This window comes from Novosphingobium piscinae (assembly GCF_014230355.1).
Taxonomy (GTDB): Bacteria; Pseudomonadota; Alphaproteobacteria; order Sphingomonadales; family Sphingomonadaceae; genus Novosphingobium; species Novosphingobium piscinae.
Map to the genome: position 1 here is coordinate 1 of NZ_JACLAX010000011.1, position 19697 is coordinate 19697.

The 19697-nt window shown below is 69.3% G+C and carries 19 protein-coding genes; 10 read left to right on the forward strand and 9 right to left on the reverse strand.

Going from position 1 to position 19697, the window contains the following annotated elements; all coding sequences use genetic code 11:
* The 5 genes from H7F53_RS11615 to H7F53_RS11635 form a co-directional block, all read right to left on the reverse strand.
* The coding region (locus H7F53_RS11615; protein WP_185679660.1) for an E3 binding domain-containing protein at positions 1-750 on the reverse strand (750 nt) is incomplete at its 3' end.
* Positions 751-767: 17 nt separating this feature from the next.
* The gene (locus H7F53_RS11620) at positions 768-1778 is read right to left on the reverse strand and encodes an alpha-ketoacid dehydrogenase subunit beta (RefSeq protein ID WP_185679661.1); all 1011 of its coding nucleotides are present in this window, start codon (positions 1776-1778) and stop codon (positions 768-770) included.
* A 13-nt stretch (positions 1779-1791) separates the two neighbouring features.
* Positions 1792-2766 carry a thiamine pyrophosphate-dependent dehydrogenase E1 component subunit alpha gene (locus H7F53_RS11625; protein ID WP_185679757.1) on the reverse strand — a complete coding sequence of 325 codons (975 nt, stop codon included), beginning with the start codon at positions 2764-2766 and terminating at the stop codon, positions 1792-1794.
* Between the two features lie 14 nt (positions 2767-2780).
* The gene (locus H7F53_RS11630; RefSeq protein ID WP_246438859.1) at positions 2781-4130 is read right to left on the reverse strand and encodes an aromatic ring-hydroxylating oxygenase subunit alpha; all 1350 of its coding nucleotides are present in this window, start codon (positions 4128-4130) and stop codon (positions 2781-2783) included.
* Positions 4130-4891: an SDR family NAD(P)-dependent oxidoreductase gene (locus H7F53_RS11635; protein WP_185679662.1), complete on the reverse strand. Its 762-nt coding sequence runs from the start codon at positions 4889-4891 to the stop codon at positions 4130-4132. Before H7F53_RS11635 ends, H7F53_RS11630 begins: the two co-directional genes overlap by 1 nt.
* A gap of 264 nt (positions 4892-5155) precedes the next feature.
* Here H7F53_RS11635 and H7F53_RS11640 point away from each other — a divergent pair, with 264 nt between their 5' ends.
* The 4 genes from H7F53_RS11640 to H7F53_RS11655 are packed head-to-tail and all read left to right on the forward strand — an operon-like array spanning position 5156 to position 8536.
* Positions 5156-5827: a TetR/AcrR family transcriptional regulator gene (locus H7F53_RS11640; protein ID WP_185679663.1), complete on the forward strand. Its 672-nt coding sequence runs from the start codon at positions 5156-5158 to the stop codon at positions 5825-5827.
* Positions 5824-7026, forward strand: coding sequence for a CaiB/BaiF CoA transferase family protein (locus H7F53_RS11645; RefSeq protein ID WP_185679664.1), 1203 nt, complete (start codon positions 5824-5826; stop codon positions 7024-7026). Before H7F53_RS11640 ends, H7F53_RS11645 begins: the two co-directional genes overlap by 4 nt.
* A complete protein-coding gene (locus H7F53_RS11650; RefSeq protein WP_185679665.1) occupies positions 7023-7385 on the forward strand; it encodes a Zn-ribbon domain-containing OB-fold protein in 363 nt (120 codons plus the stop codon). Before H7F53_RS11645 ends, H7F53_RS11650 begins: the two co-directional genes overlap by 4 nt.
* Complete coding sequence (locus tag H7F53_RS11655; protein ID WP_185679666.1) at positions 7385-8536, forward strand: thiolase; 1152 nt, start codon at positions 7385-7387, stop codon at positions 8534-8536. Before H7F53_RS11650 ends, H7F53_RS11655 begins: the two co-directional genes overlap by 1 nt.
* A 514-nt stretch (positions 8537-9050) precedes the next feature.
* Here the strand turns inward: H7F53_RS11655 and H7F53_RS11660 are convergent.
* Complete coding sequence (locus H7F53_RS11660; protein WP_185679667.1) at positions 9051-10688, reverse strand: class I adenylate-forming enzyme family protein; 1638 nt, start codon at positions 10686-10688, stop codon at positions 9051-9053.
* A 247-nt stretch (positions 10689-10935) separates the two neighbouring features.
* Between H7F53_RS11660 and H7F53_RS11665 the strand changes: the two genes are divergently transcribed.
* Entirely contained in the window at positions 10936-11646 is a 711-nt protein-coding gene (locus H7F53_RS11665; protein WP_185679668.1) for a TetR/AcrR family transcriptional regulator, read from the forward strand.
* Here H7F53_RS11665 and H7F53_RS11670 read toward each other — a convergent pair.
* Entirely contained in the window at positions 11598-12326 is a 729-nt protein-coding gene (locus H7F53_RS11670; RefSeq protein WP_185679669.1) for a ThuA domain-containing protein, read from the reverse strand. The two genes, H7F53_RS11665 and H7F53_RS11670, sit on opposite strands and share 49 nt — an antisense overlap.
* A 152-nt stretch (positions 12327-12478) precedes the next feature.
* On the opposite strand from H7F53_RS11670, the gene H7F53_RS11675 reads away from it, so the two are divergent.
* Positions 12479-13384, forward strand: a complete 906-nt coding sequence (locus H7F53_RS11675; protein ID WP_185679670.1) for an SDR family oxidoreductase — start codon at positions 12479-12481, stop codon at positions 13382-13384.
* Between the two features lie 32 nt (positions 13385-13416).
* Positions 13417-14187: an SDR family oxidoreductase gene (locus H7F53_RS11680; protein WP_221773709.1), complete on the forward strand. Its 771-nt coding sequence runs from the start codon at positions 13417-13419 to the stop codon at positions 14185-14187.
* A 118-nt stretch (positions 14188-14305) separates the two neighbouring features.
* Here the strand turns inward: H7F53_RS11680 and H7F53_RS11685 are convergent, their stop codons facing one another.
* Together H7F53_RS11685 and H7F53_RS11690 are read right to left on the reverse strand one after the other, a co-directional pair.
* Positions 14306-15655: an aromatic ring-hydroxylating oxygenase subunit alpha gene (locus H7F53_RS11685; protein WP_185679671.1), complete on the reverse strand. Its 1350-nt coding sequence runs from the start codon at positions 15653-15655 to the stop codon at positions 14306-14308.
* 77 nt (positions 15656-15732) lie between these two features.
* Positions 15733-18228, reverse strand: coding sequence for a TonB-dependent receptor (locus H7F53_RS11690; protein ID WP_246438860.1), 2496 nt, complete (start codon positions 18226-18228; stop codon positions 15733-15735).
* Positions 18229-18478: 250 nt separating this feature from the next.
* On the opposite strand from H7F53_RS11690, the gene H7F53_RS11695 reads away from it, so the two are divergent.
* From H7F53_RS11695 to H7F53_RS11705, 3 genes are read left to right on the forward strand one after another with little or no spacing between them, the layout of a single operon-like run.
* Positions 18479-19051 carry a nuclear transport factor 2 family protein gene (locus H7F53_RS11695; RefSeq protein WP_185679673.1) on the forward strand — a complete coding sequence of 191 codons (573 nt, stop codon included), beginning with the start codon at positions 18479-18481 and terminating at the stop codon, positions 19049-19051.
* Positions 19052-19070: 19 nt separating this feature from the next.
* The gene (locus H7F53_RS11700) at positions 19071-19373 is read left to right on the forward strand and encodes a putative quinol monooxygenase (RefSeq protein ID WP_185679674.1); all 303 of its coding nucleotides are present in this window, start codon (positions 19071-19073) and stop codon (positions 19371-19373) included.
* 23 nt (positions 19374-19396) lie between these two features.
* The gene (locus H7F53_RS11705) at positions 19397-19693 is read left to right on the forward strand and encodes a putative quinol monooxygenase (protein WP_185679675.1); all 297 of its coding nucleotides are present in this window, start codon (positions 19397-19399) and stop codon (positions 19691-19693) included.
* Positions 19694-19697: the final 4 nt, after the last annotated feature.

Here is a 19697-nt window from a genome sequence, read left to right on the forward strand (position 1 = left end):
GGCACCGGACGGGGCCAGCGACGCCGCGACCGGCACCGCTGCGGCGGGCGCCGGCGCCGCATTGGCCACGGCCGCCAGCACGTCGGCGCGGCGCACCCGCCCGCGCGGCCCGCTGCCGGTCAGCTTGGCCAGATCCAGTTCATGCAGCGCGGCGAGGCGCCGCGCCACCGGAGTCGCCCTGACCGGCCCTTCGGGCGTGAGCGGCAGCGGGCCGGCCAGCACCGGCGCAGCCGGTGCGCGCGCCGCCTGGTGCACGTCCTGCGCCGAAATGCGGCCATGGCGGCCCGAACCCGCGATCCCGGCCAGATCGACCCCCAGCGCCTGCGCCTCGGCGAGGGCTGCGGGGCTGATCGCCAGCCCGGCCGGGACCGGCGGCGGGGCAGCCGGCGCTGCGCTCGGCGGGGCCGGTGCGGCCGGGGGCGCGGTCCCGGCATCGGGATCGAAGCTGCTGTCCGAAGGCCGGAAGCCCGCGATCAGCGCGTCGATCTCGGCCGGGCTGGCCTCGCCGCCATCCGACAGCACGGCCAGCAGCGCTCCGACCGGATAGGTCTCGCCGGGCTTGGCCAGGATGCGCACGAAGCGCCCATCGGCCTCGGCCTCGACCTCGTTGGTGATCTTGTCGGTCTCGATCAGGGTCAGCACGGTGCCGCGGCTGAAGGGCGCGTTCTCGGCCACCATCCAGTCGGCGATCGTGCCTTCGGCCATCTCGATGCCCCACTTGGGCATGGTGAACGCCTTGAGCTTGGCCATGTGCCGTCCTCCCCGCGTCAGCGGAACGCGAGGGTGCGGCGGACGGCCCCCTCGATCGTCTGCGGCGAGGGCAGCCAGGCCCGTTCGAGCCCGCGCGAGAACGGGATCGGCGCGTGCGGTCCGGTCAGCATGGCGGGCGGCGCCTTGAGGCTGGTGAAGGCGCGCGCCGCGACCAGGGCGGCTACGTCGGCGGCCAGGCTGCAGCGCGGCGGGCTTTCGTCGACCACCACCAGCCGCCCGGTCTGTTCGACCGAATCGAGGATCGCGTCCTCGTCCATCGGGCTGGTGGTGCGCAGGTCGAGCAGGTCGATCCCGATCCCTTCGGCGGCCAGCTTGTCGGCGGCCTTCTCGGCGAAGTTGACCATGCGCCCGCAGGCCACCACGGTGACGTCGCCGCCCTCGCGCACCATCCGCGCCTGGCCGAAGGGCACGCGGTGCTCGCCCTCGGGGACCTCGCCCTTCACCCCGTAGAGCGCCTTGTGCTCGAAGAACATCACGGGATCGTCGCCGCGCAGCGCCTCGGTCAGCAGGCCCTTGGCGTCGGCCGGGGTGGTCGGCAGCACCACCTTGAGGCCGGGGATCGCCGTCAGCAGGGCATATACCGACTGGCTGTGCTGCGCCGCGGTCTGCATGCCCGCGCCGTAGACCATGCGGACCACCGCCGGGCAGCGGGTCTTGCCGCCGAACATGTAGCGGAACTTGGCCATCTGGTTCCACAGCTGGTCCATGCTGACCCCGACAAAGTCGGCGAACATCAGCTCGGCCACCGGGCGCTTGCCGGCCAGGGCCGCGCCCGCCGCGGCGCCGATGATCGCGCTTTCCGAGATCGGGGTGTCGATCACCCGGTCGGGGCCGAACTTGGCCCACAACCCGGTGGAAGTCCCCCAGATCCCGCCGATCGCCTCGGGCCCGCCGGCCGTGCCGTTGCCGCCGACCACGTCCTCGCCCAGCAGCATGATGTCGCCGTCCCGCTCCATCTCGGCGTGGAGCGTGCTGAGGATCGCCTCGCGGATGTTCATGATCGCCATGGTCGCGGGTCCCTCAATAGTATTCCACGTAGACATCGTCGGCGACGGTCGCCGGATCGGGATCGGCGGCGGCGCGCGCCGTGGCGACGGCCGCGTCGATCAGCGCCGCAACCTCGGCATCGACCGCGTCGAGCTCGGCTGCGGTGAGTAGCCCGGCCCCGGTCACCCTGGCGCGGAAGCCTTTCAGGCAGTCGCGCTCCGCGCGGATGCGGTCGAGCTCGCCCGGGCCGCGGTAGCGCTGCGGGTCGCCCTCGAAGTGGCCGTAGAACCGCTCGGTATCGAGCTCGATCGCGGCCGGCCCGCCCCCGCCGCGGACATGCTCGAGCAGTTCGCGGAAGGCTTCATAGGTGGCGAAGAAGTCGCAGCCATCGGCGCGCCACACCTTCATCCCGAAGGCCTCGGCGCGGCTGGCGATGTCGCGCGCGGTGCCCACGGCATAGGCATCGCCGGTGTGCTCGGAATAGTGGTTGTTCTCGAAGACGAAGATCGCCGGGGCCTTCGTCACCACCGCCAGGTTCATCGCCTCGAAGGTGGTGCCCTGGTTGCAGGCGCCGTCGCCCGAGAAGGCCACGCCGACCCGGCCCCGGCCGTCGACCTTGGCGGCCAGCGCCGCCCCCACCGCCTGCGGCGCACCGCCGCCGACGATGCCGTTGGCGCCGAGCATGCCGACCGCGAGATCGGCGATGTGCATCGATCCGCCCCGGCCCTTGCAGAGCCCGTCGGCGCGGCCGTAGATCTCGAGCATCATGCCGGTCACATCGCAGCCCTTGGCGATGCAGTGGCCGTGCCCGCGGTGCGTCGAGACGATCTTGTCCTCGACCGTCAGCTGGTCGCAGATCGCCACGGCGACGGCTTCCTGCCCGGCGTAGAGATGGGTGAAGCCGCCGATCTCGCCGGTCTTGATCTCGTCGTGCAGGCGTTCCTCGAACGCGCGGATCGTGGCCATGCGCCGGTAGGCGCCGAGCAGCTGGTCATGGCCCAGTTGCAGCATCGCGGTTCCTTTCAGATGTCGTCCGGACCCTTGCCGCCGGGCCCATAGAGGTAATCGTCCAGCACCTTGTGGAAGTGCCGGATGCGCAGCTCCTGCTCGCCGATCCACAGGCCGGGGAAGCTGTCGGAGCGCATCCCCAGCTGGACGGTGGGCAGGTTGAAGGCGTCCTGGTCCAGCACCTGGCCGATGCTGCGGTCGCCGTGCTTGAAGCGCCGGTGCTTGACCCGCTCGGGCCAGGGCTCGCCCTCGGGCACCAGCTCGAACACCCAGACATCGTAGAGCATCTTGTTGGGATCGGTGGCGTGGGGCCGCTGGCGGAACATCAGGATGTCGTCGGCGTGGACGTTGAGCGCGACGTTGGGGAAGATCATGTAGTGATAGTCGTCGGTCAGCTGATCGTCGTTCAGCTCGGAATAGTCCTTGCCCTGGGCCTGGCCGTGCGCGCGCTTGAAGCGCTGCACGTCGCGCCGGATGTCGCTGACCCGGCCCTCGTAGTCGGCCGGGTCCATCCCGGCCTTGCGCATGATCTCGTCGATCGCCGGCGGAATCTGGCTGGGCATGGCAACCCGCGGCGAGATCGTGGCGAAGGGGATCAGGTAGCGGTTGTGCCGCTCGTAGCAGTCGATCTGGACGTTGACGTCATCCAGGTACCACAGCAGCTGGGGGTGGATTCCCTGGACGTGGTAGGTCTCGTTGAAGGCATCGACCGACGCCTTCCAGTTGCAGTCCCACTCCACGGTCACGTCGCGCACCCAGGCCATCCGCTCGGGGTGGTAGGGTTCGAGGTGGTCCTTGAGCGGCGCGATGAAATCGTCGAACGGCTCGACCGCGGGGTTGAGCGAGAACCACACGAAGCTGTTCCACTCGGTGCAGGGCAGGCTGGTCAGCGTCATGCCCGGGGGCCCGCCCTGGGGGAAGGTGCAGAGATCGGGCAGGCGCTCGATCTTGCCGTCGAGGCCATAGGTCCAGTGGTGGTACATGCAGCGGAATTCGGTGGCCTTGCCGATCCCCTCGGGGCGCAGGCGGTTGCCGCGGTGCAGGCAGACATTGGGGAAGCAGCGCAGCGAGCCATCGGCCTGGCGCACGATCAGCACCGATTCCTTGCCGATCTCGGTGCAGATGTAGTCACCCGGCTCGGGGATGTCGTCGGCCCGGCCGCCGAGCAGCCAGACCTTGGTCCAGACCCGCTCCCACTCCAGCTTCATGAACGCTTCGGAATAGTAGCGCTCGGCCGGGATCACCGCGGTGCCCAGCTCGGGATCGGGCGCCTTCTCGACCGGGGTGCGCCCGCCGGGCTGCGCGGGATCGACGCGGATCACGTCGACGACGCGCTTCACATCCATCCGCGCGGTATCCCACATCAGAAGTGCGTCCGGTTGGTGAAGCCGCCATCGACCACGAGGTGCGAGCCGTTGCACCAGCTGGCAGCCTCGCTGGCGAGAAACACGATCGCCCGCGCCACCTCCTCGGGACGGCCGAGCCGGCCGGAGGGCTGCTGGCGCAGCTGGGCAAGGTAGAACTTCTCCATCGTGCCCTTGATCATGTCCCAGTTGCCGCCCTCGAACTCGATCGGCCCGGGCGAGACGACGTTGACGCGGATCCCGTCCTTGCCGTGGGCCAGCGCCAGCTGCTTGCCGTAGGTGATCAGCGAGGCCTTCATCGCGTTGTAGGCCTGCGGCCCACCCATCGCCTCGAGCGCCGAGGTGCTCGCCACCAGCACGATCGCGCCGCGCTGCTGCTCGGTCATCGTCGGGATCACCGCCTCGATCGCGCGCACCACCCCCAGCACGCCGGTCTCGAAGGAATTGGTCCAGTACCGCTCGCTGCCGATCCCGCCGGCCGCCGAGCTGAGCGGGATCAGCACGTCGACCCCCTCGAGCGCCTCGATCGCCCAGGCCAGCCAGTCCCTGTACTCGTCGGCCCGCTTGACGTTGACCGCCTTGCCGACAACCGTGGTGCCATAGCGCGACAGCGCTGCGACCGCGTCCTTGACCGAATCCTCGCCGCGCGCGCTCAGCGCGATGTCGCAGCCCTCGCGCGCCAGGATCTCGGCCACGGCATAGCCGATGCCCCGCGCGCCGCCGATCACGATCGCCTTCTTGCCCTGCAGCCCGAGATCCATGCCACGCCCTTCCGTTCGTTCACGCCTGATCGGACAAAGGGGCCCGGCGCGTCGGCCGCGCCGCCCGGCCCGGCCCTGTGGGTCCGGCCCGGCGCCTGATCCTTTCTCCCTGCCCGCCAATCTATTGCACGGCCCGAGGGTTGCAAACAAAAAACATGCTTGCATGCTTTTTTTCACTCGCGCATGCTGCTGGCGGGGCGGCCCGGCCGTCCCGCAGGGGAGAGGCCGGACACGGCCGCACGGACAGACGCCGAAAGGACAGACATGGCGCTCACGACCCGGCGGGCCCCGGTGCCCGACACGGCCCGCGACACGGCTCCCGCACCGCCCTCCGCAGTGCCGGGGCTGCAGACCCGCAAGAGCGCCGCCACCCGCGCCCGGCTGATCGAGGCGACGATCGCCTGCCTGGTCAAGTACGGCTATGCCAAGACCGTGACCCCGCTGGTCGCGGCCGAGGCGGGGCTGTCGCGCGGCGCCATGCTGCACCATTTCGCCAATGGCGATGCGCTGATCCGGGCGACCATCGTCGCGCTCCACGAACGCCGGCTCAACGCCTTCCGCCGCGCCTCCGAGGCCCATCCCGGCGATGTCCGCGCGATGGTCCGCGGCTATTGGCAGCAGTTGCAGAAGCCCGGCTTCATCGCCTTCCAGGAACTGGCCATGGCCGCGCGCACCGATGCCGGCCTGGCCGCGATCCTGCTGCCGCTGCAGGCCGAGTTCAGCGACCGGTTCAAGGCGCTGGCCGGCCAGCTCTATCCCGACTGGAGCCGCCAGCCCGCGCGGCTCGATCTGGCCATGGCGCTGTCGCAGACGCTGATGGAGGGCATGCGCATCGCCGACCTGACCGGCGCGGTCGATCCCGCCCAGATCGAGCCGCTGCTCGACTGTCTCGAGGCCAGCGTGATCGCCCTGCGCCCGGCGGGAGAGCCGGCATGAGCGGCCAGGGCCAGGGCCCGCTGGCGGGGGTGCGCGTGCTCGACCTGACGAGCGTGCTGATGGGCCCCTATGCCACCCAGATCTTCGCCGACCTCGGCGCCGACGTGATCAAGATCGAGGGACCGGGGGGCGATACCACCCGGGCCATCCCGCCCGGCCCGGACCCCACCCGCGGGGCGATGTTCCTCAACGTCAACCGCGGCAAGCGCAGCCTCGCGCTCGACCTCAAGCGGCCCGAGGCGCGGGCCGTGGTGCTGCGGCTGGCCGAACAGGCCGACGTGTTCATCCATTCGATGCGCGCCCAGGCGATCGCCCGGCTCGGGCTCGACTATCCCGCGCTGCAGCAGGCCAATCCACGGATCGTCTATGCCAATCTCTATGGCTATGGCCGCGAGGGGCCCTACCGCGACTATCCGGCCTATGACGATATCGTCCAGGCCGCCTCGGGGGTGGTCGATCTGCAGGCCCGCCTGTCCGGCGGCGAGCCGACCTATGTCGCCAATGTCATCGCCGACAAGGTCAGCGGGCTGACCGGCGCCTATGCGGTGATCGCCGCGCTGTTCGCGCGCGAGCGCAGCGGGCGCGGGCAGGAGGTGGAGGTGCCGATGTTCGAGACGATGGTGTCCTTCGCCGCGGTGGAACACCTGTGCGGATCGCTGTTCAGCCCGCCGCTCGGCCCGCCGGAGTACCCGCGCGCGACCTCGCCGGCGCGCCGGCCCTATCGCACCGCCGACGGCCATGTCGGGGTGATGATCTACAACGACAAGCAATGGCAGGCCTTCTTCCGCGAGCTGGGCGATCCTGACTGGTCGCGCGATCCGATGTTCGCCTCGCTGCGCAGCCGCACCGAGAACATCTCGGCCGTGCTGTCGCAAGTGGCGCAGGTGCTCGAGACGCGCGGCACGGCCGAGTGGATGGAGCTGTTCCGTCGCGCCGAGATCCCCGCCACCCCGATCGCCTCGCTGCAGCAATTGCTGCACGATCCGCACCTCGAGCAGACCGGGTTCTGGGCGGAGCGCGAGACCGAGCTGGGCACGCTACGCTTCCCCGGCATCCCCACCCGCTTTTCCGACACGCCGGGCGCGATCGGCGATCCCGGCCCGCGGCACGGGGCCGACAATGCGGCGGTGCTGGCCGAGGCCGGGTTCGGCGCCGACGAGATCGCCGCGCTGACCGCCAGCGGAGCGGTGCTGGGATGAGCGGCGCGGCGCAGCACTGGGACGAGGCCCTGGTCGCGGGCCGGCTGTTGCTGCAGCGCCCGGTGGGCGGCGGGGCGGCAGTGTTCCCCCCGCGCGAGTGCGCCCCCGGCAACGGCGCCGCGCTCGAATGGTTCGAGGCCTCGGGCCGCGGCACGGTCTATAGCGTCACCTGGGTCCAGCGCCGCCCGCCCGAGGAGCCCTACAACGTCGTGCTGGTCGATCTGGCCGAGGGCGCGCGGCTGATGGGCCGGGTCGAGGGGGTGACCGAGACCAGCCTGCAGATCGGCATGGCGGTGCGCGCGCGGATCGCCGAAGGGCCGGTGATCGTGTTCGACCCCGCGGGCGAAGGGACCGTGTGATGGGTGACCGGTTTCCCCGCGGGCGCACCGCCGTGGCCGGCGCGGCCACCTTCGGCGTGGGCGAGGCGCCCGGCTTTTCCACCATCGAACTGGCCGCGCGCGCGGTGCAGGGCGCGCTGGCCGACGCCGGGATCGCGCTGCCCGAGGTCGACGGGCTGTTCATCGCCCTGCCCGACGATCTCTTCGCCGGGCTGTCGCTGGCGCAGCACCTCGGCATCCATCCGCGCTTCACCGACAACAACCGGACCGGTGGGGCCTCGTTCATGAGCCATCTGGTCACCGCGGTGCTGATGCTCGACGCCGGCTATCTCGACTGCGCGGTGATCGCCTATGGCTCCAACCAGCGCTCAAGCGGCGGCAGGCTGGTCACCCCGGCGCGGGCGGACCGCTGGGACGCGCCCTATGCGCCGCTCTATCCGCTGTCCTACTATGCCCTTGCCGCCGCGCGCCACATGCACCAGTTCGGCACCACGCGCGAACAGCTGGCCGAGGTGGCCGTGGCCGCGCGGCGCTGGGCCGATACCAACCCGGAAGCCTTCGCCAAGGGGCCGCTGACGGTCGAGGACGTGCTGGCCTCACGGATGATCTCCACGCCCATCGCGGCGCGCGACTGCTGCCTCGTCACCGACGGCGCCGCCGCGCTGGTGCTGGTCCGCACCGACCGCGCGCGCGATTGCCCGCGGCCGCCGGTTCCGGTGCTCGGCGCAGCAGCCGCCACCTGGTACAACTCGCTGACCCAGGCCGGCGATGTGACCGTGACCGCCGCCGCCGAAAGCGGCCCGCGCGCCATGGCCATGGCCGGGGTCACCCCCGGCGAGATCGACGTGGTCCAGCTCTACGATGCCTTCACCATCAACACCGTCCTGTTCCTCGAGGACCTCGGCTTCTGCGCCAAGGGCGAAGGCGGCGCCTTCGTCAGCGGCGGCCGCATCGCCCCGGGCGGGGCGCTGCCGGTGAACACCAACGGCGGCGGCCTCTCGTGCTGCCACCCGGGCATGTACGGCCTGTTCGCCATGGTCGAGGCGGTGCGCCAGCTGCGCGGCGAGGCGGCGAACCAGATTGCCGGGGCGGAGCTGGCCCTGGCGCACGGCAACGGCGGGACGCTGTCGGCGCAGGCGACGGTAATCTTCGGGGGTGCGGGGACGGTGTAGGAGGTGGATGGCGGGAGCGGGTGAGGACGTTGGGCTAGGGCCGCAAGGCAATATGGTCAGACATACCCAAACGTCGCTCAGGCTGAGCTTGTCGAAGCCCACGCGCGGTGGATGAGCTTGGTGTTCGCAGCCTTTCCCTCGTGATGCACGGTTGCGCGCGTGTGGGGCCGATGTCAGCGCGTGGCCTTCGACAGGCTCAGGCTGAGCGGGTCTTGTGCGATTTGACCTTTTTTCGTCTCACGTCCGATCCCAAGCGGAAATGATCATTGAGCCTGATCCACCCCGCCTCTTTCCTGTCATCCCGGTCGTGCCTGCCCTGACGTCGGGCAACGGCCCTGAGCATCGCCCCCCTCAAAGAGACCGAGCACAGGTCCGCCCGAGGCAGCCCCGCCCTTTCCTACACCGCCCCGCGCTGCCATGCTCCGCCCGGCTCTTTTCCATCGTGAGATTTCCGGACGCGCCGCGAACTTCTTTGCGGTCGCGATACGCGTGACCTTGGCGAAGTTCGCCGGGATCACACCCCCTGCAGCTCGGCGATCAGGCTGTCGCGCAGGCGGAATTTCTGGATCTTCGAGGTCGACATCGGCCACTCCGTGACCATGCGGACGTGGCGCGGAACCTTGAAGCTGGCGAGCTTGCCCTTGCAGTGCGCGATCAGCTCGGCCTCGCTCACCACGGCGCCCTCGGCCAGCTCGACGAAGGCGGCCGGCACCTCGGCGTAACGCGGATCCGGCAGGCCGACCACCTGGGCCAGCTTTACCGCGGGATGGCTCTGCAGCATGGCCTCGATCTCGGCCGCGGCAACGTTCTCGCCGCCGACCTTGAGCATGTCCTTGGTCCGGCCATGGAACATGATGTTGCCACCCTCGTCGATCGAGCCGATGTCGCCGGTGTGGAACCAGCCGTCGCGCAGCGCCTCGGCGGTCTTCTCGGGGGCGTTGTGGTAGCCCTTGAGCATGTTGGGACCGCGCAGCAGGATTTCCCCGCGTTCGCCGGTGGACAGGTCCCGCCCGGTCTCGGGATCGACGATCCGCACCTCCCACTCGTCCAGCGGGAAGCCGCAGCGTTCGGTCCGCACCGCATAGCTGTCGGTCAGCCGGCTGGTCGAGACCGTGCCCGCCGCCTCGGTCATGCCATAGGTGCCGACCTGGATGGTGTGCGGCATCGCCTCGGCCACGGCATGCTTGATCCACTCGGGCTGGACCGCGAAGTTCGAGTTCATCACGCGCAGCTTGGACAGGTCGGTCTGGCGGAAGCTGGGGTGATTGATCAGGTCCTGCATGATCGTGACGAAGCTGGGATAGGCCACGGTGGCGCCCTCGCGCCCCAGCATCTCGAGCGCCACGCCCGGATCGAAGTGCGGCACGGTCATGTAGCAGCCGCCCAGGTCGAGGATCATGATCATCGGCAGGATGCCGGCAATGTGGAAGATCGGCAGCGGCGACCAGACCTTGTCCGCGCTGGTGCAGGCATAGCGGATGCCAAGGTTGCGGCTGTTGCCCACCTGGCCGCGGTGCGAGATCAGCGCACCCTTGGGGTTCGAGGTGGTCCCCGAGGTGTAGAGGATCATCGCCGTGTCCTGCGGATCGACCGCGGCGATGCGCGCGTCGAGCGTCGCCTCGGGCACCGCCGCGCCCGCGGCCAGCACCGCCTCATGCTGCAGCATGGCGGACGGGCAGGCCGGATCGAGCGAGACAATGCTGCGCAGCATCGGCGCCTCGGCCAAGACCAACCGCCCTCCCGGCGCCGACCCGGATAGCGTCGGAAGGGCGGCCGCGACCCGCTCGCCGTAGTCGAGCGAATCGGTCATCCGGCCGGCGGTGAGCAGCACGACCAGATCGGCGTCGCGCACCACGTAGGCCAGTTCGTGTACCTGGTAGCGGGCATTGATCGGCACGGCGACCGCCCCGGCCATGGCGATGCCGCAGAACGCCTCGATGAATTCGGGGCAGGTCGGCATCAGCAGGCCGACATGTTCGCCGGGTTGGACCCCCAGCGCGATCAGCGCGCGGGCCCAGCGGCGCGCCGCTTCGTCAAGGTCGCGATAGGTCAGCCGGCGATCGGGGAACAGGATCGCCTCGCGCGTGGCAAAGCGCTGGGCCGAGGCCCGAATCATGGCTCCGATGGTATAGCTCTGTGCGGCCTGTTCCATTCATCCCCTTGCCCGGCGGGCGCTTGCGGTCAGCCTGGCCGCAGCCGGCACCGTGATTGTTGACGCGAATCTAGCCCGAGCTGTTGCAAAAAACAATCATATCTGTCTTTTTGTCAGACGCGGACCATGCCGCGGCGGCGGGCGCCGCATTCTTGCCCTGGCGCCCGCCTCCGCGCTATGGCGCGCCGACGGTCCCGGGCGCCAGCCCGCGGCGCCGCTGCCCGTCCACTCGATCAGGCGAACGCTTATGGCTCTGTCCCGTACCCGGATTGCCCGCCCCGTCCGGCCCCCGCGCCCGGCCGGCGAGAAGGGTCCGCAGCTCCAGGCCGCGAAGGCCGCGCAGACCCGCGCCCGGCTGATCGAGGCGACGGTCCGCTGCCTGGTCAAGTACGGCTATGCCAACACCACCACGCCGAAGGTGGCCGAGGAGGCCGGACTGTCGCGCGGGGCGATGATGCACCACTTCGAGAACGGCACCTCGCTGATCAAGTCGACCATCGCCGAGCTCCACGAGAAGCGCTTGCGGGCCTTCCGCCGGGCGGCCGACAAGCCGGTTCACGAGGTCACCGATCTGGTCGAGACCTACTGGCGCCAGCTGCAGAAGCCGGCCTTCATCGCCTTCCACGAGCTGGCCGTGGCGGCGCGCACCGACACCGAGCTCGCCAGCATCCTCAAGCCGCTGCAGGACGAGTTCTCCGAGAAGTTCAACGCCCAGGCCGAGCAGCTCTTTCCCGAATGGGCCGCCGCGCCGGCCAATTTCGCCCTGGCGATGACCCTCTCGCAGACGATCCTCGAGGGCATGGCGATCAGCCTCCAGACCGGGGCGATGGACGAGGGCAAGGTCGAGCCGATGCTGCGCCATCTCGAGGGGCAGATCGCCGCACTCGCTCCGGCGGCGCCCGCGGCGGTTCAGGCCGCGGCGAAGCCCCAGCGGATGCCGCGCCGCAAGAGCTCGTAGAACACCGGGTAGGCCCAGGCGCCGCGCTGCGGGTGCGGCCAGAAGGGCGCCAGCGGCTGCAGGTCATAATGGCCGCGGCAGTGGCCGAGGGTGAGGTAGAGAACGGCCCCGGCCCCGACCCGGCGCTGGTACAGCACCGGGACCTCGGCCTCGTCCCAGTGGCCGTCGCGGAACTCCGGGCAGGCGCCGGAGAAGGCGGTGTGCAGCAGCACCTCGAGATCGGCCCGGCGGTGCACGAGGTAAAGCTCGTCCTCGACCCGGAAGCTGCGCAGACCAGCGGTCAGCGGGTGATCGGCGCGGGTCACCTCGACCTTGAACGGCGCGATCGGCGGGTGGCCGGCGAACTGGCTGCCCAGCAGGTCCATGAAGGCCGGCGCCTCGTCGGGCGTGTCGCACAGGCCATCAGCGGCGAAGCGCAGCAGGGCATTGGTGCCGTGCAGCGCAAACCAGCGCCCGCCGCGCCGCAGGAAGGCCTCGAGCGCCGCGGTCTGCGCCGGATCGGGGATCACGTCGCAGGTGTAGGTGATGAGCAGATCGGCGGCGGCGATCGCCGCAAGGTCGGCATAGTCGGTGGACACCGTGGTGCGGATCCGCGCATCCTCGGCCAGCAGCTTGAGCAGTTCGAGCCGCGCGAAGTCGATATCGTGGTACTTGCCCGAGGCAACCAGATGGGCGCGCATCGTTTCCGTCCCGCAAGGCCGGGCGGACCCGACGAACACAATCAAACCTGTTTGTCTTTTTTATTGCATCGGGCTCCCCGGTGAGGCAACTGGATTCGACGGATCGAGACGCCGATCGAACCGCAAGGGGAGTGCCTTTGAACGCGCCGGAGATGAAAGCACCGCGGATCTTCCGTCCCGAGCCGGGCGATCCGGGCCGCCCCGCCCGCGGGCTGAGCGACGAGGCCCTGGCGCGGCAGACCACCGTGTTCCGTGACGACCTGCTCGCCGGGCACACGATCCTCATCTCGGGCGCGGGCAGCGGCATGGGCAAGGCCGCCGCCTTCCTGGCCGCCCGGCTGGGTGCCAATGTCGCGATCTGCGGGCGCGACAGCGCCAAGCTCGACGCCACCGCCACGCTCATCCACGAGCACTGCGGGCGCGAGGTGTTCTGCCAATCGACCAACATCCGCGACGCCGACGCGGTCGAGACGCTGATCGCGCGGGTCCACGACCGCTTCGGGGGGCTCGACACGCTGGTCAACAATGCCGGCGGCCAGTTCCCGCAGGACGCGATCGACTTCACCCGCAAGGGCTGGCTGGCGGTGATCGACACCAACCTCAACGGCACCTGGTGGATGATGCAGGAGGCCGCCCGGCGCTGGCGCGACACGGGCAAGCCGGGACACATCATCAACATCGTCGCCAACGTCGAGCGCGGCATGCCGCAGGCGGCGCACACCTGCGCGGCCCGGGCCGGGGTGATCTACCTGTCGAAGACGGTCGCCACCGAGTGGGCACCCTACAACATCCGGGTCAACTGCATCGGCCCCGGGGTCATCGAGACCGAAGGCTTCCGGATGTATCCGGAAGAAGCCCTCGCCCGGTTCCACCAGGCCAACCCGATGAAGATGCGCGGCAATGCCTGGGACGTGGCGGAGGCCATCGCCTACCTCGCTTCGCCCGCGGCGCGGTTCGTCAATGGCGACCTGATGATCATCGACGGCGGGCAGGCCCAGTGGGGCGTGGTCTGGCCCGCCGGGATGCCGGACTACTTTGCCGACGACGGCGCCGGTTGAACGGGCGCGCAGAACCAACCACACCAACGAGGATGGAGACGGATATGGGCCGGGTATCGGGCAAGGTGGCGCTGGTCACAGGCGGCGGATCGGGGCTCGGTGCGGCCGACTGCGCCGCGCTCGCCCGCGAGGGCGCGACCGTGGTCGTCACCGACGTCAACCTTGCGGCAGCCCAGGCCGTGGCCGAGCGGATCGGCGGCGGTGCGATCGCGCTGGCCCACGATGTCGCCAGCGAGGACCAGTGGATCGCCGTCCTGGCCGAAGTGGAAGCGCGGTTCGGCCGTCTCGACGTGCTGGTCAACAATGCCGGCGTGGTGCTCAGCGCCGACGTCGAGGACACGTCGCTCGACCGGTTCCGCTGGGTCAACGGCATCATGATCGATGGCGTGTTCCTGGGCATGAAGCATGCCATCCCGCTGATGAACAAGGGCGATGGCGGCTCGATCATCAACATGTCGTCGGTCGGCGCGCTGCTCGGCTATCCGATCTTCTTCGCCTATTCCGCGGCGAAGGGCGCGGTCCGCTCGATGACAAAGTCGGTTGCGGTGATGGCCCAGGTCAAGGGCTACAAGATCCGCTGCAACTCGGTGCATCCCGGGGCGATCGAGACGCCGATGGTACAGGAGGCCGAAGGCCGTATCGGCCAGCCGAAGGAGATCCCCGCCGGGGTCCTGCCCTATGGCACGCCCGGCCACCCCGACGACGTGGCGGCGCTGGTCGTGTTCCTCGCCTCGGACGAATCCCGCTTCATCACCGGCGCCGAACTGGTGATCGACAACGGAGTGACCATCCGCCCGTTCTGACCCCATTGTTCCGAGCCGCTCGGGTCGCACCACGGCGCCGCCGGAACGGGAAAGGGGAGGTGGACCAGCCGGTCCGCCTCCCCTGGACCCATCAGCACGAAAGCGCCGGGTGGTGCGCTCAGCCGGACGCCATCAGGCGGTCGAGCTCGGCGTGGAAGTGACGCAGGCGCCCTTCCTGCTCGCTCCACAGCGGTCCCTTGAAGCCGCGCGAGTGGGCGCCCTTCTGGACCACTGGCAGCAGTTCGCTGTCCTGGTCGAGCACCTCGCCCAGGCAAGGCGGCTCGCCCAGGCGGGTATGGATCACCTCGGGCCGGGTGCGGCCCGAAAGATCGACATCCTCGGCCAGGCCCATCCAGGCCGGGGCCGAATAGCCGGGCGCGTCGACGTGGCGGTAGAGGATGCAGGTATCGTAGGTGAACTGGTTCGGATCGGTCGGGTGCGGCAGGAAGCGGTGCAGGAACACCGCCTCGGGATGGCAGCCGATCTGGACGTTGGGAAAGATCGAATAGACGACCGAATCCGAAAGCTGGCTGTCGCTGAAGCGCTCGTAGCGCAGTCCGAGCTCCACCCCGCGCTGGCGCTTGGCCTGCTGCAGCGCGGCGCGGGTGTCCCGCGCGGTGCCGGTGAAGGTGGCCGGGTCGATCCCCGCATCGCGCAGCATGAACTGGATCCCGGGGTTGACCGATTCCTGGTCGGGGAAGCGCGGGCTCGGCTGGGCGAAGGGCACGAACTGGCGGCTCAGCCCGCCGGGCCAGAGGTCGATCTGGGTGCGATCGTCCATCAGCCCCTGGGTCTGCGGATGGACCGCGTGGAGGTGGTAGATCTCGGCGAAGGCATCGACTCCGCCCTTCCAGTTCGCCCCCCAGTCCGACCGCCGGTGCTGGACGACGTACATCTGGTCGATCTCGTAGAGCTCGAGCTGCGGCAGGATCGGCGCCAGAAATTCGCGCAGCGGCTTGATCGCCGGGTCCATCGCCACGAAGACCAGACCAGCCGCCACCTCGCAGCGCACCGAGCTGAGATCGGTGCCATGGCACAGCACCTCGGGCCGGAAGGTGTCCCGGTCGGTCACCTCCTGGTTGCGGCCGTCGAGCCCGAACTTCCAGCTGTGGAACGGGCAGGTGAAACGGTCGAGCGAGCCGAAATCGGTCGTGACCAGCTGGCTGCCGCGATGCGGGCAGACGTTGTAGTGGGCGTGGATCGTCCCGTCTTCGCCGCGGACGACGATGAAGCTTTCCGGGCCGATGTCGAAGGTCATGAAGTCGCCCGGTTCGGGAATGTCCGACAGCGGGCCGGCCAGCAGCCAGCTCCGCGCGAACACGCGGTCCCACTCGGCCCGGGCATAGGCAGGATCGGTGTAGCGGTCAGGGTCGGGCCGGCCGGTGCCGTTGTCGATGCGCGGGGCGCGGGCGTTGAAGGGGTGGGGGGCTCCGGTGTGGATGTTCCACAGGTCGAACTCGGTTTTCATCGCAACTCCGCTGTCAGGGACGGCCGCACCCGGAGGCGCGGCCGTCGGCATGTGGCAATGTCCCCCCCGGAACGGGCTCAGGGTCCGCGGAAGCGCACACCCAGTTCCAGCCCGTAGTAGCGCGGCGCCCCGAAGTTCGAGTTGAGCCAGAGGCCCGCGACGTTCTGCGAGGCGATGCGATAGCGCTGGTCGGTCAGGTTCCGGCCGAGCACGCGGAGGTAGTACTGGTCGTCCGCCTGGGCGATGGTGAGCGAGGCGTTGACCAGGGTCCGCGCGTTGAGGAAGGTGTTGCCCAGCGGATCGTCGATCGCCTGGGTGTTGAGGTTGCGGCTGGTGTGCGCCGCCGAGGCGTTGGCGACGAACTTGTAGTTCGCGGTGATCGGGGTCTCGTAGGTGCCGTCGATCGTCCACTGCCAGCGCGGCGCGCGGTCGAGCGGCGCGGTGGCAAGGTTGTAGCCCGCGGTCGGTGCGGTGTAGCTGTCGTAGCCCGAGTCCTGGAAGCCCAGCACGCCGCGCAGGGTGAAGCCCTTGAACAGCCGCGCCGTGGCCTCGCCCTCGATGCCCTTCACCGTGGCGCTCGCCGCGTTGACGAAGATCGTCACCTGGTTGGGCTGGCCGTTGACCACCAGCGGCACGTTCAGCTGCTTCTGGAGATCCTTGTACTTCACGTAGAAGCCGGTGAGGTTGAAGCGCAGGCGGCGGTCGAGCAGCTCGGTCTTGATGCCCGCCTCGAAGCTGTCGGCAGTCTCCGGTCGGGTGGCCCGCGCCGCGGCGCGGAAGGCGTTGAGATCGCTGCCGAAGGCTGCGAAGCCGCCGATCTGGTCGTTGAACCCGCCGCTCTTGAAACCGCGCGAATAGGTCGCATAGGCGAAGAGGTCGGGCGTCGCCTGCCAGCCGAGGCTGGCGCGCCAGGTCGCCCGCCGGGCCCGGTCATCGACCTGGACCACGCCGGCCGGGAACTTGAACACGCTGGCATCGAGCGCCTCGTTGATCCGGATCGACGGATCGAAGCCGCCGCGCAGCGCGGGGATGAACACCTGCTGGCGACCGAACCACTCCTTGTTTTCCCAGGTGTAGCGGCTGCCGAGGGTGAGCGTCAGCTCGGGCGTGATCTTGTAGGTGCCTTCGGCGAAGACCGCGCGCGAGCGGGATTTCTGGGCGTTGCAGAGGATGTAGGGGGTGTCGTTCCAGTTGCCGAAGGGCAGCGGGCCGGAGGTCAGGTCAAGGAAGCCGAGGATCTGCGCCACGCAGAAGTCCACGGTCTCGCGCTGGTAAAAGGCCCCGACCACGGCATCGAACGGACCGTTGAAGTTGGTGGCGAAGCGCAGTTCCTGCTGGAAGGTGTTGCGGTTGTCGTCACGCGTGGCGTCGAAGAACGACAGCGGCTGGCCATCGGCGGCGATCGGCGCCGCGCCGGCATAGGAGTTGGGGATGCGCGAGCGCTGCTTGCGCCAGCCGGTGACCGAGGTCAGCCGGCCGAAGTCGAAGTCGATATCGCCGTTGAGGTAGAACCCGTCGACCGAGATGCGCTGGCCATCGGCCATCCGGATGAGGCCGTCCTGGCGATAGGTCACGGCCGCATTGTCAAGCGGATCGCTGCTGTTGGGATTGGGCCGGATCGCCCCGACCAGGTTGGTGAGGAACGGGTTGCTGCCGGTGTAGAGCGAATTCTCGTTGACCGAGGGGACGGTCTGCGAGCGATCGCGGAGCCATTCGTACTGGGCCAGCAGCTGGATCCGGTCGTTCGGCTCCCACAGCAGCTTGGCGCGGAAGTTGGCGACGTCCTTGCCCCCGGCACTGTTGCCGTCGAGGCAGCCGGAGCGGCCGTTGAACTTGTTGGGCACGAACCCGGTCACCGGGCCATAGCAGGCGCCGTTGCGGTAGAAGCCATTGGACTTCTCGAGCCCGCCGACGAAGCGCAGGGCCAGGGTGTCGCCCAGCGGCACGTTGAGCGCGCTCTGGTAGCGCTGCGTGCCGAAGCTGCCGACCTCGACCCGGCCATCGACCCCGACCACGCCGAGCTCGGGGCGCTTGGTCCGCACGGTGACCGCGCCGCCGGTGGTGTTCTTGCCGAACAGGGTGCCCTGCGGGCCGCGCAGCACTTCGACCTGCGAGACGTCGAACACGTCAAGCAGCTGGGTCTGCACCGAGGGGACCACGAAATCGTCGACCAGCACCGCAACCGGGGGCTCGAAATAGACGATGATCGAGGTCTGGCCGACGCCGCGCATGGCGAACGAGGCGGCGTTGAAGTTGGTGATGGTGTTGGCCGAGAAGTTCGGCACGAAGGCCGCCAGATCGCCCAGATCGCGCGGGCTGGCCTGGCGGATCAGCCGGCTGTCGACGGCGGAAACCGCGATCGGGGTCGACTGGAGATTGGAGTCGCGCCGCGTCGCGGTCACGACGATGTCGTTGAGGCGATCCTGATCGTCAGCCGCAGCGCCATCCTGAGCCGCCGCGTCCTGGGCATCGGCCACTGTGGCAGCGAGTGCGGAGGTCGGCAGAAAGGCGGGGGCAAGGGCCGATGCAACCAGGGCGCAAGCAGCGGTCGACCGCCGCAGATAACTGCTCATCATCCGTCTCTCCTCATTCCCCGCCATCATTGCGAGTTGCCTTAAGATTACCTGCGCGCAGACATTTTGCAAGCAGACATGTATGTTTTTTCGTGGCACCCCGGCCGCCCCGGCACACCCTGTCCGTGCGGGTGCTTGCGGCCCCCGGAAATCGGCGCCTGCCCATACATTCATGATTGTTTTTGGACAGCCTGTGCGTATCATCCGGGCGGCGGGGCCCGCAGAGGCCGCGAGCGGGAGAGCGGAACGGATGGCGGAGGCACAGGCCGGGTTGCTGGCGCGAATCGAGCGTCTCGAGGCCGAATCACAGATCCGGCAGCTGATCGCGCGCTACAGCTTCTGCATCGATGATCGCCGCATCGCCGAGGTGCGCGACCTGTTCGCCGCGGACGCCATGCTGCGCTCGGACGACGGGGTCATGGAGGCCCACGGGGTCGACGCGATCATGGCCCAGTTCGAGGGACGCTTCGCCGCGCTCGGGCCCGGCCATCATGTGATGCATGACGTGCAGATCGATTTCGACGGGAGCGATCACGCCCGCGGCCGTGTCGCCGGCCATGCCGAGCTGTGGCGCAACGGCGCGATGATGGTCGCCGCGCTGCGCTATGCCGATCGCTATGTCCGCACCGCCGCGGGGTGGAAGTTTGCGGCGCGCAGCATCGGCTTCCTCTATTACGTCCCGGTCAAGGCCTATCCGGGGATCCTTGGCCGGGCCGACCGCAACCACGCCTATGCCGCGCCACTGCCCGCCGACTTCCCCGAGCCGCTGCCGGACTGGATCGCCTACCACCAGGCGCGCCGGCCGCGCGCGGCACACGTCTGAGCCCCCCAGGAGAGACCCCATGGCCTACAGTTTCCTGTCGCGCTTCCGCATCGCCGCCGGCAAGGAGGAGGAGTTCGTCGCCCTCGCCCGGCAGATGGAGGCGCTGGCCGCCGACGAGCCGGGCACGCTCGGCTACCAGTTCTACCGCCTGGCCGAGCCGGGCATGTTCGCGGTCTACGAGCGTTTCGTCGACGAGGCGGCGGACCAGGCGCACATGGCCTATCCCCACAACCAGCCGCTGATCGAACGGATGATCGCCTGCATGGACGGCAGCTACGAACGCGAGCTGCTCTACGACCTGCCCGAGCCGGGCGCGGCCTGACCGGACCGATGGAGAGGAGCACAATGAGCAAGAAGAGTTTCATCGCCCGCCTGCGCACCCGCCCCGAGACGCGCGAGCGCCTGATCGCCCTGCAGACCGAGCTCAAGGCGCTGGTGTTCGAGCACGAACCCGACGCGCTGGTCTATGAGCTGTTCCAGTCGGAGGAGGACCCCGACCTGTTCGAATGCGTCGCGACCTTCCGCGATGCCGCGGCCTTCGACAAGCACATGACGATCGACTTCCACGACCGGCTGGTACCGCCGATCCTCGAATGCCTCGCCGAGGACATGTCGATCGCCTTCTACCGTTCGCTCGACTGACCCG

What these genes read in the sequence shown, in the direction of transcription:
- H7F53_RS11660 (WP_185679667.1), bottom strand. Translation starts at nt 10,688, where the DNA reads ATGGAACAGGCCGCACAGAGCTATACCATCGGAGCCATGATTCGGGCC.
- H7F53_RS11695 (WP_185679673.1), top strand. Translation starts at nt 18,479, where the DNA reads ATGGCGGAGGCACAGGCCGGGTTGCTGGCGCGAATCGAGCGTCTCGAG.
- H7F53_RS11705 (WP_185679675.1), top strand. Translation starts at nt 19,397, where the DNA reads ATGAGCAAGAAGAGTTTCATCGCCCGCCTGCGCACCCGCCCCGAGACG.
- H7F53_RS11650 (WP_185679665.1), top strand. Translation starts at nt 7,023, where the DNA reads ATGAGCGGCGCGGCGCAGCACTGGGACGAGGCCCTGGTCGCGGGCCGG.
- H7F53_RS11635 (WP_185679662.1), bottom strand. Translation starts at nt 4,891, where the DNA reads ATGGATCTCGGGCTGCAGGGCAAGAAGGCGATCGTGATCGGCGGCGCG.
- H7F53_RS11690 (WP_246438860.1), bottom strand. Translation starts at nt 18,228, where the DNA reads ATGAGCAGTTATCTGCGGCGGTCGACCGCTGCTTGCGCCCTGGTTGCA.
- H7F53_RS11700 (WP_185679674.1), top strand. Translation starts at nt 19,071, where the DNA reads ATGGCCTACAGTTTCCTGTCGCGCTTCCGCATCGCCGCCGGCAAGGAG.
- H7F53_RS11645 (WP_185679664.1), top strand. Translation starts at nt 5,824, where the DNA reads ATGAGCGGCCAGGGCCAGGGCCCGCTGGCGGGGGTGCGCGTGCTCGAC.
- H7F53_RS11670 (WP_185679669.1), bottom strand. Translation starts at nt 12,326, where the DNA reads ATGCGCGCCCATCTGGTTGCCTCGGGCAAGTACCACGATATCGACTTC.
- H7F53_RS11680 (WP_221773709.1), top strand. Translation starts at nt 13,417, where the DNA reads ATGGAGACGGATATGGGCCGGGTATCGGGCAAGGTGGCGCTGGTCACA.
- H7F53_RS11675 (WP_185679670.1), top strand. Translation starts at nt 12,479, where the DNA reads ATGAAAGCACCGCGGATCTTCCGTCCCGAGCCGGGCGATCCGGGCCGC.
- H7F53_RS11685 (WP_185679671.1), bottom strand. Translation starts at nt 15,655, where the DNA reads ATGAAAACCGAGTTCGACCTGTGGAACATCCACACCGGAGCCCCCCAC.
- H7F53_RS11630 (WP_246438859.1), bottom strand. Translation starts at nt 4,130, where the DNA reads ATGTGGGATACCGCGCGGATGGATGTGAAGCGCGTCGTCGACGTGATC.
- H7F53_RS11640 (WP_185679663.1), top strand. Translation starts at nt 5,156, where the DNA reads ATGGCGCTCACGACCCGGCGGGCCCCGGTGCCCGACACGGCCCGCGAC.
- H7F53_RS11655 (WP_185679666.1), top strand. Translation starts at nt 7,385, where the DNA reads ATGGGTGACCGGTTTCCCCGCGGGCGCACCGCCGTGGCCGGCGCGGCC.
- H7F53_RS11620 (WP_185679661.1), bottom strand. Translation starts at nt 1,778, where the DNA reads ATGGCGATCATGAACATCCGCGAGGCGATCCTCAGCACGCTCCACGCC.
- H7F53_RS11665 (WP_185679668.1), top strand. Translation starts at nt 10,936, where the DNA reads ATGGCTCTGTCCCGTACCCGGATTGCCCGCCCCGTCCGGCCCCCGCGC.